Below are 13,741 nucleotides of genomic sequence, written 5' to 3'. Positions count from 1 at the left end.
CTTTTCTCCATTTTTAGCAATCTTGGGACTTAACTAATGAACAAAACCTACCCATCCGCAGCGGACGCTTTGCGGGACATTTTGAAGGACGGTCAAAAAATCGCTGTAGGCGGTTTTGGCCTTTGTGGCATTCCAGAGGCTTTGATCTTGGCGATTAAGGAATTGGGTGCGCAAAACCTCACGGCGATTTCGAATAATGCGGGTGTGGATGAATTTGGTCTTGGCATTCTCTTACAGTCACGCCAAGTCAAGAAGATGGTTGCATCCTATGTTGGTGAAAATAAAGAATTCGAGCGCCAATACTTAGCTGGCGAACTTGAGCTGGAATTTACTCCGCAGGGCACCTTGGCAGAAAAACTTCGCGCAGGTGGTTGCGGTATTCCCGCTTTCTTTACAAAAACGGGTGTCGGTACTTTGGTTGCCGATGGTAAGGAAGAAAAGGTATTTGATGGCGAGCGTTACATCATGGAGCGCTCGATTGTTTCTGATATCTCTATTGTGAAAGCTTGGAAAGCAGATCGCTCTGGTAACTTGGTCTATCGCTATACCGCGCGTAACTTTAATCCAGTAGTTGCCATGGCAGGCAAGATCACGGTTGCCGAAGTGGAAGAAATTGTTGAGAACGGCGAGCTTGACCCCGATCAAATTCATACGCCAGGGATTTATGTGCATCGCTTAGTGATTAATCGATTGCCCGAGAAACGTATTGAGCAGCGCACTTTGCGTGCGGCCTAAATAGACCAGTAGATCAAAGGAATATCGAAATGGCTTGGAACAGAGATGAGATGGCAGCCCGTGCTGCTCAAGAATTACGAGATGGCTACTATGTCAACTTGGGTATTGGTATGCCAACCCTGGTTGCGAATCATGTGCCTAAGGATATGGAAGTGTGGCTTCAATCTGAAAATGGCCTGCTTGGAATTGGACCATTCCCAACCGAACAAGAAATTGATGCGGATTTGATTAATGCAGGCAAGCAAACCATTACGACTTTGCCGGGCTCATCTATTTTTTCTTCAGCTGATTCTTTCGGAATGATTCGCGGTGGCAAGATCAATATTGCGATCTTGGGTGCCATGCAAGTCAGTGAATATGGTGACTTAGCGAACTGGATGATCCCAGGCAAGATGGTCAAGGGCATGGGTGGTGCAATGGACCTGGTGGCCGGTGTAAAGCATGTTGTTGTTCTGATGGAGCACGTTGCCAAGAAAAAAGATGGTACTGAAGAGATCAAGATTTTGCCTAAATGCACCTTACCCTTAACCGGTGTCAAGGTCATCAATCGCATCATTACTGATTTGTGTGTTTTAGACATTACTCCAGATGGTTTATTCCTGGTGGAATTAGCGCCTGGTGTAACCAAAGAAGAGGTCATCGCTAAAACGGGTGCCCCAGTCAACACGAACGGTTTTTAGACTGTCACACTAGATGATGAAATAATGGGACACCTATGTCAGGATCCCATTCTCACCATCACCATCATCGCTCACATCATCACGGGCACAGTCACTCATCTAGCCATCTGAGTGATGGAGAGGCACATGAGTTGCATGCCCACAAAAAGGGTGATGCAAAACATTCTCATACCAAAGAAGTCTCTAATCAGAATCTACTCATTGTTGCTTTAATTCTGACCCTCGGCTTTTCCGTAGTCGAGATGATTGCATCTTATCTCTCGAATTCTTTAGCCCTGATTTCGGATGCTGGTCATATGGTGACGGATGCAGCTTCATTGGGCTTAGCTGTTTTAGCGCAGATGATTGCGCGTCGCCCACCATCGCCTAAACATTCCTTTGGTTTTGGAAGGGCAGAGGCCCTTGCTGCTTTTGTCAATGGCATTGCCATGCTGGCATTGGTTGGATGGATCGTCTTTGAAGCCATTACCCGTTTCTTCACACCGCATATCGTGAACGGTATGACCGTCACCATTGTTGCAGCATTAGGCTTGCTGATGAATGTTGTAGTTGCTTGGGTGCTTTCTAAAGATCAAAAGAGCGTGAATACCCGTGCAGCGCTATTGCATGTGATGGGCGATTTATTAGGATCGGTTGCTGCCTTGGTTGCCGGCCTGGTGATCCAGTACACCGGCTGGATGCCGATTGACTCGCTACTCTCGATCTTGGTCTCCTTATTAATTCTGAAATCCACTTTCTCCATCTTGCATGAGTCCTATCACTTTCTAATGGAGGGTGTGCCACCCCATATTGATTACTTGCAAGTGGGTAGTGATCTTAAAGCGGTTCCTGGTGTGGTTGCTGTGCATGATTTACACATTTGGGAAATGACACCCAGTTTCCCAGCTTTGATCGGCCATATTGAAGTAGACATGATGAAGGAGTGGCCGCAAACAATGTCACGAATTCATGATATGTTGTATTCGAAACATGGTATTGATCATGTGACCTTGCAACCCGAAGAGTCGCAATCTTTACTTGAGGAAGACAGTCACGATCATTACCCTGAGGAAGTGCCCAAAGCTGCTCCGATGGTGGATGCATTAAGCCCGAAAGAAACTGAGATGCATCCTGTTACCCATTATCTGGTTTGTCGTAGTGGCGAAGGTAAGCACCGCATGGCTTATCACGCCTGGGGCGATCCTCAAAATCCGCGCGTCTTGATTTGCGCCCATGGCCTGAGCCGCAGGGGTAGTGACTTTGCAAGCTTAGCGAAGGCGCTTTGTGGTCAGTACTATGTTGTTTGTCCTGATGTGGTTGGTAGGGGCGAGTCAGATCGCTTGAGTAATCCCATTATGTATTCAGTGCCTCAATATGTATCTGATATGAAGGCCTTGGTGGCTCATTTAGGCGTTAATCAAGTCGATTGGATCGGAACTTCGATGGGGGGTCTGATTGGGATTGTTTTCGCGGCCTTGCCTAATTCACCGATTCGTCGCATGATCATCAACGATGTAGGACCGCTCATTGAGCCTGCTGCAATTGAGCGCTTAAGCTCTTATGTCGGCAAGCCTTTTGCATTTCAGAGTCGCGCAGAAGCTCTAGAAGCGCTGAATCGGATTTGTGCAACCTTTGGGGATCACACGCCCGAAGAGTGGGAAATATTAAACGGCCCTCAGTTGGAAGAAAAAGATGGGGTTTGGGGCTTACATTACGACCCTAATATTGCTGTGCCATTCACCTCAGTCAACTCGATGATGGCTAAAGCGGGTGAGATGGCGATGTGGCATACCTTCAAACAAATTCATATTCCGATGCTAATTGTGCGGGGCGGAGACTCAGACTTGTTATCCGCTGCAACGGTGGCAAAGATGTGCAAGGTGAATCCTTACGCGAGAAGTATTGAGATACCGCATGTAGGCCATGCGCCAGCCTTTATCAAGCCCGAACAGATTGCCCTTGCCAAAGAATTTTTCAGTTCGTGATTAAATGTACGAATGGCAAATGCCCCTAGCCCTAGTAAAAAACCATTATTCATAGACGCTTGGTATGGCGAACCAACCGAGCAACATTCGGCTGGTGTTTTGCAGATCCTGCAAACTTTACATTTAGACGAGGCCACCTTAACTGCTGCTAGCCATATTGGGCGGACGCATGGCAAAGAGGCGCTGATTAAATTAATCGGTGAGGAATCGGCGAAGTTAATCATTGGCTATCGTGGCCTACGTCAGGCCCAGGCTAAATTATTGAATGCAGATGGCGGCTTAAGTATTTCCGGCCAGGAAGAGATGCTGCGCAAGATGTTGCTCGCTTTCGGAGATGACTTGCGAGTAGTATTGCTATACCTCGCATCCCGTTTGCAAACTCTCCGTTGGGTCACGCAAGAAAAGATCGCTATGCCTGCAGCTTGGGCTCAAGAGATTCTGAATATCGATGCTTCGCTCGCCAATCGTCTGGGTATTTGGCAAATGAAGTGGGAGATGGAAGATCTGGCTTTCAGGGCTTCCTCTGGTGATACTTATCGAGACATTGCCAAGATGTTAGATGCTAAGCGGAATGAGCGAGAGGTTTTCATTACGCAAATCGTCAAGCAACTTCAGGATGAGCTGAGTGCATCCCATATTGAGGCGGATGTCTATGGACGCCCTAAGCACATCTACAGTATCTGGAAAAAGATGCAGGGTAAGTCACTTGACTTTGCCAATCTGTATGACGTGCGGGCGTTTCGGATTCTGGTGCCGGACGTCAAATCCTGCTACGCCAGCTTAGGCTTGGTGCACAACATTTGGCAGCCCGTGCCTAGAGAATTTGATGACTACATTGCACGCCCTAAGCCCAACGGTTATCAGTCTCTACACACGGTAGTGATGGACGATGAGGGTACTGCTTTTGAAATTCAGATTCGTACGCATGAGATGCACCAACAGGCTGAGTATGGTTTAGCAGCCCATTGGCGCTATAAAGAGGGCGCTTATCAAGCAGGTCAGCAGACGGGGACGCATAGCGCTGCAGCTGAGTACGAAAGACAAATTGCTTGGGCAAGACAACTGATTTCATGGAAAGAAGATGCTTGGGAGCAACTCAAGCACCATGAAATTGACGATCATATTTACGTCCTTACTCCTCTCGGGAAAGTGATTTCATTAGAGAAGGGTTCATCTCCTATTGACTTTGCTTATGCTGTGCACACGGATTTGGGCCATCGTTGCCGAGGCGCAAGAGTGGATGGCGCGATGGTGCCGCTAGATACTCCACTACAAAATGGTCAGACCATTGAAATCATTGCAGTCAAACATGGTGGACCATCACGTGATTGGATTAGCCCGGATCGTCACTACCTTCGTTCACAACGGGCTCGCACTCGAGTCAGGGCTTGGTTCAATGCCTTGGATGATGAGCAAGCTGAAAAAGCGCCTGAGAAGACAGACGCTCATAAAGCGGAAGTTAAACCTGCGGCTCCCGAAGCTGAAATTATTCTGCGCCAAAGCACTCGCAAATCGGGGTATGCTAGCGATGTATTAGTAGTGGGTGTCGACTCTCTTCTCACTCAGTTGGCGCGTTGCTGTCGGCCTGTTCCTCCGGATGCGATTGCTGGATTTGTGACGCAGGGCAGAGGGGTGTCAATTCATCGTCGTTCATGCAAAACCTTTCGAGGACTATTGGAGCGTGCTCCTGAGCGCGTGATTCAGACCGCTTGGAATGCTGGTGCTACAGGTGAAGGGAAAGATCATGAGAAACGGCTTTTTCCAGCAGATTTGGCGGTGAGTGCTTTAGACCGCCCAGAGCTGATGCGTGAGCTATTTGAGGTCCTGACCAGACAGGGTATTCATGTCATTGACTTGCGCAAGTCAGTGCGAAAAGGTCTTGCACAGATCTTGTTTACCGTTGAGGTAAAAGACTCAGAGACCTTACGCCTAGTGCAAAACAGCCTAGAAGAGCTCAAAGGAGTGACGCTGGTACGCCGCCGGTGATAAACTCTTGTTTTATTTAGGCTCGTAGCTCAGCTGGTTAGAGCACCACCTTGACATGGTGGGGGTCGTTGGTTCGAGTCCAATCGAGCCTACCAACGAATTTAGACCCAGAGCGCGGTTGCCAAAAAGCGACCGCGCTTTATTTTTGGTCTGTAAGCATTTGTAATAAAGCACATGTTACGGAGTTGTTATGGTTGTAGTTACTCTTCCTGATGGATCAAAGCGCGAGTTTGAGAACGCAGTGCGCGTGGTTGATGTCGCACAGAGTATTGGAAGTGGTCTCGCCAAAGCAGCACTAGGCGGAATTGTTGACGGGAAGATGGTGGACTTAAGCCATCTCATTGATCAAGATGCTCAACTGGCGATCGTGACGGATAAAAGTCCCGAGGCCCTTGAGATCGTGCGCCATTCGACCGCCCATTTGTTAGCTTACGCTGTTAAAGAACTATTTCCAGAAGCACAGGTCACGATTGGCCCCGTCGTCGAGAACGGTTTCTACTATGACTTTTCTTATCACCGTCCATTTACGCCAGAGGATCTTGTTGCACTAGAGAAGAAGATGACGGAATTGGCTAAAAAAGATGAGCCGGTTGTTCGTCAAGTTTTACCTCGTGATGAAGCAGTGAAATTCTTTAAAGATCAGGGCGAGCATTACAAAGCCGAAATTATTAGCAGCATTCCGCAGGGTGAAGATGTTTCACTCTATACCGAAGGGAAGTTCACTGATTTATGTCGTGGCCCCCACGTACCATCGACTGGCAAATTGAAGGTCTTTAAGCTGATGAAGCTCGCCGGCGCTTACTGGCGTGGTGATAGCAAGAATGAAATGTTGCAGCGGATCTACGGTACGGCTTGGCTCAAGAAAGAAGACCAAGACCAGTATCTCCATATGTTGGAAGAGGCTGAGAAGCGTGATCATCGTCGCTTAGGCAAGTTGCTCGATTTATTCCATTTCCAAGAAGAGGCGCCAGGTCTGATCTTTTGGCACCCTAAGGGTTGGTCAATTTGGCAAGAGGTCGAACAATACATGCGTCGCGTGTATCAGCAAGAAGGTTATCAAGAAGTCAAAGCACCTCAAATTTTGGATCGTGGTCTCTGGGAAAAATCAGGCCACTGGGATAACTACAAAGAGAATATGTTCACCACCGAGTCAGAGAATCGGGCTTATGCATTAAAGCCGATGAACTGTCCTGGTCATGTCCAAATTTTTAATGCTGGCTTACATAGCTATCGCGAGTTGCCATTACGATACGGCGAGTTTGGACAATGTCATCGCAATGAACCATCGGGCGCATTGCATGGCTTGATGCGCGTGCGCGGGTTTACCCAAGATGATGGTCATATTTTCTGTACCGAAGATCAGATTCAGTCAGAAGTAGCTGCTTTTGATAGAGCAGTGCGTCATGTGTATCAGGATTTTGGCTTTACTGAGGTTGCCGTCAAGTTGGCATTGCGTCCAGCCAAGCGGGTGGGTGATGATGCTATTTGGGATAAAGCTGAGGCAGCATTGCGCGGTGCATTGAAAGCATCAGGTCAAGTATGGGAAGAATTACCCGGTGAGGGGGCTTTTTATGGCCCTAAGATTGAATATCACCTCAAAGACTCGATTGGCAGAACCTGGCAATGTGGCACGATTCAGGTCGATTTCTCGATGCCAGCCCGTTTAGGGGCCGAATATGTGGCAGAAGACAACAGTCGTAAGACGCCAGTCATGTTGCATCGCGCCATTGTGGGCTCTTTAGAGCGTTTTATCGGGATTTTGATCGAAAACCACGCTGGAAACATGCCAGTTTGGCTTGCGCCGACCCAGGCTGTGGTCCTCAATATTTCCGAAAATTCGGCTGCTTATGCTAAAGAAGTGCAGCAATCTCTGAAAAAACAAGGGTTTAGAGTCGAATCGGATTTGCGAAATGAGAAAATTACGTATAAAATACGCGAGCACGCATTACAGAAGCTCCCATTTTTGCTAGTTGTTGGCGATAAAGAGCGTGAAAGTAATACGGTGGCCGTTCGTGCCCGTGGCGGAGTGGATTTAGGTGTAATGCCTCTTGATGCCTTCGTTGCCCGACTCCAGCAGGATATATCCCAGAAAGTCGGACCCGAGCCTAGCTAGGGGTGAGACGGTTTTTATTGTTTTTTTAGAGGAATTAGAAGATCGCTACTGAAAAATTGCAGCGCATTAACCGGGAAATAACTGCTCCTGAAGTGCGTTTGATTGGAATCGATGGTGAAGCCATCGGTGTAGTTAAGTTGAGTGAAGCCCTGGCTTTAGCAGAAGAGAAAGAAACCGATTTGGTGGAAATTGCTCCGACAGCTGAACCCCCAGTAGTCCGGATCATGGACTTTGGCAAATTCAAGTACCAGGAAGCCAAGCGACAGCATGAAGCCAAGCTGAAGCAAAAAGTGATTCAGGTGAAGGAAGTCAAATTCCGTCCTGGCACAGATGATGGTGACTATGGTGTGAAGCTACGTAACCTAATCCGCTTTTTGGAAGATGGCGATAAGACAAAGATTACGCTGCGGTTTCGGGGTCGTGAAATGGCCCATCAAGAAATCGGAGCCAGAATGTTGGAACGTTTGAAGTTAGACCTAGCAGAGTTTGGTCAAGTTGAACAGTTTCCAAAGATGGAGGGTCGGCAGATGGTGATGGTGCTGGCTCCCATTCGTAAAGCTAAGTAACAAGTTATTGCAACTTGTGGTTTAGGCAGTAATGTGCTTCTGGGTACAGGAAGAGTAACCGTCGGTTACCACCTATGTTGCGCAAAAAAAGAAGGGGTGCTTTATGCCCAAGATGAAGAGCAAGAGTAGCGCTAAAAAGCGCTTCACGGTTCGCGCAGGCGGATCGATTAAACGAGGACAGGCTTTCAAACGCCATATCCTCACCAAGAAGACCACCAAGAGCAAGCGTCATTTGCGTGGTTCTACTGAAGTTGCGAAAGCAGACGTTAAGTCCATTCGCTCTATGCTTCCTTACGCTTAACCTCAGACTAAATTAGGAGAATTCAATGCCAAGAGTCAAACGTGGGGTTACCGCAAGAGCCCGTCATAAAAAAATCACTGATGCCGCAACAGGCTATCGTGGTCGTCGTAAAAACGTATTCCGTATTGCTAAGCAAGCGGTTATGCGTGCTGGTCAATATGCTTACCGTGACCGTCGCAATAAGAAACGGGTATTCCGCGCTTTGTGGATTGCTCGTATCAATGCGGCTGTGCGTGAGCATGGTATGAACTACAGCGTATTCATGAATGGTATGAAGAAAGCGTCTATCGATCTCGATCGTAAAGTGCTTTCCGATATGGCCATTGCTGACAAAGCGGCTTTTGCTGCTTTGGTTACTCGGATTAAATCCGTAGTCAGCGCTGCTGCTTAATTCTTTACTAAAAGAATTCAGCCGCAATGGTTTCTCTCGACCACATTGTCGAGGATGCCAAACGTGATTTCCTCGGAGCTGCCGATGCGGCAGCTCTAGAGGACGCGAAAGCCAGGTATCTCGGTAAATCAGGTGTTCTCACTGAGCGTCTCAAGGCGCTTGGTGGAATGTCGCCTGAAGAGCGCAAGAGTGCCGGCGCCCAAATTAATCAAATCAAGACTCAAGTAGAGGAAGCCCTGCAGGCGCGACGCCAAGCATTGGCTGATGGCGTTTTGCAACAACGTTTAGCTGCCGAGTCGATTGATGTTTCTTTACCAGGTCGCGGTCAGGCTGTTGGTAGCTTGCATCCTGTGATGCGAACCTGGGAAAGGGTAGAAGAGATCTTCCGTTCGATTGGATTTGATGTTGCTGATGGCCCTGAAATTGAAACCGATTGGTTTAATTTCACCGCTCTCAATAGCCCTGAAAATCATCCTGCACGTTCCATGCAAGATACCTTTTATATTGATGGGCAAGATGAGCAAGGTAAGCCTTTGTTATTGCGCACCCATACCAGTCCAATTCAAGTTCGTTATGCAAGTGAGCATGTCAAAAAATATGCTAATGCTGATGTGATGCCTCCGATTAAGGTAATCGCTCCCGGCAGAACGTATCGCGTTGATAGTGATGCAACCCATTCACCAATGTTTCATCAGGTTGAAGGTTTATGGATTGCCGAAAGCGTTTCCTTTGCCGATCTCAAGGGTGTCTATACCGATTTCTTGAGAACCTTCTTTGAAACCAATGCATTGCAAGTGCGTTTCCGTCCTTCCTATTTCCCATTCACTGAGCCTTCCGCAGAGATCGACATGGCCTTTGGAAGCGGCAAGCTTGCCGGACGCTGGTTGGAGATTTCGGGTGCAGGACAAGTGCATCCGAAGGTATTGCGTAATATGGGTATTGACCCAGAGCGCTATACCGGCTTTGCTTTTGGATCTGGTTTAGAGCGTCTGACGATGTTGCGTTACGGCATCGATGACCTACGCCTCTTCTTTGAAAACGATTTGCGTTTTCTGGAACAGTTCCCCGCTTAAGAACAGGACACAGTATGCAATTTTCTGAATCCTGGCTAAGACAGTACGTCAATCCTGAGCTTGATAGCGCAGCCCTTGGTCACGCTATGACGATGGCTGGTCTCGAAGTTGAGGAGCAACACTCAGTAGCACCGCCATTTACACAAATCGTGGTTGCCGAAATTCTGTCTGCTGAACAACATCCCGATGCCGATCGTTTAAGAGTCTGCAAAGTGAATGCCGGTACTGGCCAAGAATTACAAATTGTGTGTGGTGCACCCAATGCAAGAGCTGGAATCAAAATTCCTTGCGCCTTAGTTGGAGCGCAATTACCTCCTGCCGAAGCCGGGGGAAAGCCATTTCAGATTAAGGTGGGCAAGTTACGTGGTGTAGAAAGCCAGGGCATGTTGTGTTCTGGAAGAGAGCTTGGCCTAGGCGAGGATCATGAGGGTATTTTGGAGCTCCCGTCTGATGCTCCAGTGGGTAAAGATATTCGACAGTACCTGGATTTAGACGACCAGATTTTTGTCATCAAGCTCACTCCTAATAAAGCGGACTGCTTGTCTTTAATAGGCATGGCAAGAGAAGTGTCGGCGATTACCGGAGCAGAGCTCAAAAAGCCGGAATGGAAAGCTGTCCCCGTTTCCATTCAAGAACAACGTCAAGTTACCGTTGAGAACACAGATCTCTGTGGTCGCTTTGCTGGTCGCGTCATTCAGGGTGTAAATGCAAAAGCTAAAACACCCGATTGGATCGTGCAACGCTTGGCTAGAGCAGGACAAAGAAGTATCTCTGCCTTGGTAGATCTCTCTAACTATGTCATGCTTGAAATGGGTCAACCTACCCATGTGTTTGATCTAGATAAAGTTACTGGGGATATCATCGTGCGCTGGGCCAAAACCGGCGAACAATTAGAACTCCTCAATGGTCAGACAGTTCAACTGACTGACGTCAATAACTCCAAAGCGCTGCCCATTGGTATTGTTGCCGATCAAAATGGCCCACTTGGGTTGGCTGGGATCATGGGTGGCAATCATTGCGCCGTGACTGATGACACCATCAATATTTTTGTAGAAGCAGCCTACTGGCAGCCTGGCGCAATACAGGGTCGTGCACGTCGCTTCAACTTTAGTACCGACGCTGCCCACCGTTTTGAGCGTGGAGTGGATCCACAAGCTACCGTTGATTGCCTCGAATATCTATCTAGCTTGATTATTGAAGTGTGCGGCGGACAAGCTGGACCAATTCATGATCAAGTCCTGGCCACTCCAGAACGTAAGCCTGTCAAGATGCGTCTCGAGAGAGCTGCCAAGGTCATCGGCATTCCTTTGACAACTCAAATTGTGGGCGAGGTATTTAAGAGCTTACATTTTGATTACAAGCTCGAGGCTGGCGATGTCTATGTTGTGACACCACCGAGCTATCGCTTTGATATTGAGATCGAAGAAGACTTGATCGAAGAAGTTGCGCGGATGTACGGTTTTGAGAACATCCCTGACCATCCGCCAGTAGCCAGCTTAAAAATGAGCGCTAAGCCTGAAGCAAGGCGGGCAGTCCATTTATTGCGTCAGCGTTTTGCTCTGCAAGGCTATCAAGAGGCAGTGAATTTTGGCTTTATTGATGCTGAAAGTGAAAAGCGCTTAACAGGTGTAAGCGATGCTGCTCTCATTAAAGTCCTCAACCCCATCGCAAGTCAGTTTGGGGTGATGCGAAGTAATTTATGGGGCGGCTTGTTAAACAACCTCAAAGCCAATCTCAACCGTGGTGCATTGAGAGTGCGTTTATTTGAAACGGGCAGGGTATTTAAGCGGGATGCAAGCGTCACTGAGCAGTCCGGCAAAGTGGCTGGATTTGATCAGCCGCAACGCATCGGCGGTCTAGCTTATGGCAGTTTTGCTCCTGAACAGTGGGCTAATGTAAATCGCTTAGTGGATTTCTTCGACGTGAAGGGCGATCTCGAGCGGGTTTTTGATCCCTTGCACCTGCTTACAGGAGCTGCTCAGCATCCTGCATTACACCCCGGACGTTCTGCGCAAGTCATGCTGCACACTACTGAGGGTCCGGTCATACTGGGTTGGATCGGCGAATTACATCCTGGCTTGCAACAGGCTTATGAGTTGCCACAGGCCCCAGTATTATTCGAGTTGGACTTAGAGCCCTTACGTAATATTGGCCTTCCGCAGCCTGAAGAGCTCAGTAAATTTCCTGCAGTCCAACGTGACTTGGCTGTGGTGGTGAAGCAAAATATACCAGCCCAGGCGCTGCTGGATGCAATGCAAGCTAGCAAGCAACAATTTGTTCGCTCAATTCAATTGTTTGATGAGTTCCGACCCAAGGCAGGATCGGCATCAATGGCAGAAGATGAAAAGAGTTTGGCATTCCGCGTTACATTGCTCAATCCTGAGGACACGTTACAGGATGTACAAATTGAGGCTGCAATGAGCGGTTTACTAGTTGCCTTAGAAAAAAAATGTGCCGCGCGCTTGCGCTAGGTATAGTATTACTAATTCTGAAAATTTAATAAAAGTATTGCGAAAGATTCTTGCAATGAACAGCGTAAATAGCAATGACACCGTTACGAAGAATGAGCTCTCTGAAGCCTTGTTTGATCAGGTAGGTCTCAATAAGCGCGAAGCGAAAGACATGATCGACGCCTTTTTTGATCGTATTGGTCAGTCACTCGAAACGGGTGTAGAAGTCAAAATTTCGGGTTTTGGTAACTTTCAGCTACGCAACAAGTCTGCGCGTCCAGGGCGCAACCCAAAGACTGGTCAAATGATTCCGATTGCGGCTCGCCGTGTAGTTACCTTCCACGCTAGTCAAAAGCTCAAGGATGTAGTGGAGTCACATGCTCGAGAAAACAGAGTTTGATGCTAGCGCCAGCGGCGCAACGCTAACTAGCGCGCAGCTGCCCCCGATTCCTGCTAAGCGGTATTTCACCATTGGTGAAGTTGCTGATCTATGTGGAGTCCGCTCGCATGTATTGCGCTACTGGGAGCAAGAGTTCACCCAATTAAGCCCACAAAAGCGCCGCGGTAATCGGCGCTATTACCAGCACCATGAAGTCGTTTTGATTCGCAGAATTCGGGCACTTTTGTACGAAGAAGGTTTTACGATCAGTGGCGCCCGGAATCGTCTTGAAGAGGCACGTGGCGAGCTACAACTTCGCGAAGAGTTGCAGGCCGTTTTGCAGATTCTGGCTAAATAAGCATCATTTAAGACGTTTCCGAACTGATACAATTTTGACTTTCGTCGGGGCGTAGCGCAGCCTGGTAGCGTACTTGCATGGGGTGCAAGTGGTCGGAGGTTCAAATCCTCTCGCCCCGACCATTATTCAAGACCGATCCTTACCCATAGATATGAACTCCACACAACCCTCACCAGTCTCCATTCCTTCAGTTGATTATTTTGGCTTGGAGATTCCATTTCTGGCTCACTTAGGCGTAGTTCCAGAATATGCCAAAGAGGGTAAGGCGCTCATTAGCTTAGATCTCAAGCCTGAGCACCTCAATAGTTTTCAGGTCGCACAGGGTGGGGTAATCATGGCTATTTTGGATTTCGCTATGTCTGCCGCTGCTAGGAGTACCTTTAATCATCCTCTTGGCGCTACCACCGTGGATATGACCACCAGTTTCTTGCGCCCTAGTCGCGGCAAGTTATTGGTGGAAGGTAAGGTACTCAAGTCCGGCAAATCCATTCAGTATTGCGAGGCAGTTGTGATCAATGCTGCTGGAGAAATCACAGCAAAAAGTAGCGGCAGTTTTATGCTCAGGGCTAAGTAAACTTGAGATTAAAGGCCTAAATTGACTTATTAATATCTATAATATTAATAATAAATATTAGTAATATAAAACCACATAATTTATACAGTTTTAATCGCTAAATAGCGAATAATTGATTATCCAGATAATTAGCTTATAATCTTGCTTTCATTCATTATCTAGCAAGCCAAA

13 protein-coding genes and 2 tRNA genes are annotated in these 13,741 nt (G+C 47.8%); all 15 read left to right on the top strand.

Features of this window, described 5'->3' with window-relative positions; translation table 11 throughout:
• Window positions 1-36: 36 nt before the first annotated feature.
• Complete coding sequence (locus ICU98_RS05045; RefSeq protein WP_215335715.1) at window positions 37-735, top strand: CoA transferase subunit A; 699 nt, start codon at window positions 37-39, stop codon at window positions 733-735.
• A 29-nt stretch (window positions 736-764) separates the two neighbouring features.
• The gene (locus ICU98_RS05040; protein ID WP_215335714.1) at window positions 765-1,415 is read left to right on the top strand and encodes a CoA transferase subunit B; all 651 of its coding nucleotides are present in this window, start codon (window positions 765-767) and stop codon (window positions 1,413-1,415) included.
• Between the two features lie 35 nt (window positions 1,416-1,450).
• Window positions 1,451-3,379 carry an alpha/beta fold hydrolase gene (locus tag ICU98_RS08980; RefSeq protein ID WP_215350991.1) on the top strand — a complete coding sequence of 643 codons (1,929 nt, stop codon included), beginning with the start codon at window positions 1,451-1,453 and terminating at the stop codon, window positions 3,377-3,379.
• A gap of 12 nt (window positions 3,380-3,391) precedes the next feature.
• Window positions 3,392-5,365 carry a bifunctional (p)ppGpp synthetase/guanosine-3',5'-bis(diphosphate) 3'-pyrophosphohydrolase gene (locus ICU98_RS05030; RefSeq protein WP_215350988.1) on the top strand — a complete coding sequence of 658 codons (1,974 nt, stop codon included), beginning with the start codon at window positions 3,392-3,394 and terminating at the stop codon, window positions 5,363-5,365.
• Between the two features lie 18 nt (window positions 5,366-5,383).
• Window positions 5,384-5,460: transfer RNA gene (locus ICU98_RS05025), tRNA-Val, on the top strand.
• Between the two features lie 95 nt (window positions 5,461-5,555).
• Window positions 5,556-7,478 carry a threonine--tRNA ligase gene (thrS, locus tag ICU98_RS05020; RefSeq protein WP_215350986.1) on the top strand — a complete coding sequence of 641 codons (1,923 nt, stop codon included), beginning with the start codon at window positions 5,556-5,558 and terminating at the stop codon, window positions 7,476-7,478.
• Between the two features lie 41 nt (window positions 7,479-7,519).
• Complete coding sequence (gene infC, locus ICU98_RS05015; protein WP_215337172.1) at window positions 7,520-8,044, top strand: translation initiation factor IF-3; 525 nt, start codon at window positions 7,520-7,522, stop codon at window positions 8,042-8,044.
• Between the two features lie 103 nt (window positions 8,045-8,147).
• Complete coding sequence (gene rpmI, locus ICU98_RS05010) at window positions 8,148-8,345, top strand: 50S ribosomal protein L35 (RefSeq protein WP_215335710.1); 198 nt, start codon at window positions 8,148-8,150, stop codon at window positions 8,343-8,345.
• Between the two features lie 25 nt (window positions 8,346-8,370).
• Window positions 8,371-8,736, top strand: a complete 366-nt coding sequence (gene rplT / locus ICU98_RS05005; RefSeq protein WP_112204177.1) for a 50S ribosomal protein L20 — start codon at window positions 8,371-8,373, stop codon at window positions 8,734-8,736.
• A 26-nt stretch (window positions 8,737-8,762) separates the two neighbouring features.
• Complete coding sequence (gene pheS / locus ICU98_RS05000) at window positions 8,763-9,809, top strand: phenylalanine--tRNA ligase subunit alpha (RefSeq protein WP_215350983.1); 1,047 nt, start codon at window positions 8,763-8,765, stop codon at window positions 9,807-9,809.
• A 14-nt stretch (window positions 9,810-9,823) separates the two neighbouring features.
• The gene (gene pheT, locus ICU98_RS04995) at window positions 9,824-12,280 is read left to right on the top strand and encodes a phenylalanine--tRNA ligase subunit beta (protein ID WP_215350980.1); all 2,457 of its coding nucleotides are present in this window, start codon (window positions 9,824-9,826) and stop codon (window positions 12,278-12,280) included.
• A gap of 55 nt (window positions 12,281-12,335) precedes the next feature.
• Entirely contained in the window at window positions 12,336-12,659 is a 324-nt protein-coding gene (locus ICU98_RS04990) for an integration host factor subunit alpha (RefSeq protein WP_112204171.1), read from the top strand.
• Window positions 12,637-12,996: a MerR family transcriptional regulator gene (locus tag ICU98_RS04985; RefSeq protein WP_215335707.1), complete on the top strand. Its 360-nt coding sequence runs from the start codon at window positions 12,637-12,639 to the stop codon at window positions 12,994-12,996. The genes ICU98_RS04990 and ICU98_RS04985 overlap by 23 nt, the downstream gene beginning before the upstream one ends.
• Window positions 12,997-13,041: 45 nt before the next feature.
• A tRNA-Pro gene (locus tag ICU98_RS04980) sits at window positions 13,042-13,118 on the top strand.
• 29 nt (window positions 13,119-13,147) lie between these two features.
• Window positions 13,148-13,570, top strand: a complete 423-nt coding sequence (locus ICU98_RS04975; RefSeq protein WP_215350977.1) for a PaaI family thioesterase — start codon at window positions 13,148-13,150, stop codon at window positions 13,568-13,570.
• Window positions 13,571-13,741: the final 171 nt, after the last annotated feature.

The organism is Polynucleobacter sp. MWH-P3-07-1 (assembly GCF_018687555.1).
In the GTDB taxonomy this organism is placed as follows: Bacteria; Pseudomonadota; Gammaproteobacteria; order Burkholderiales; family Burkholderiaceae; genus Polynucleobacter.
Note: the sequence above shows the minus strand (reverse complement) of the source record. Positions and strands in the feature narration are given on the sequence as shown.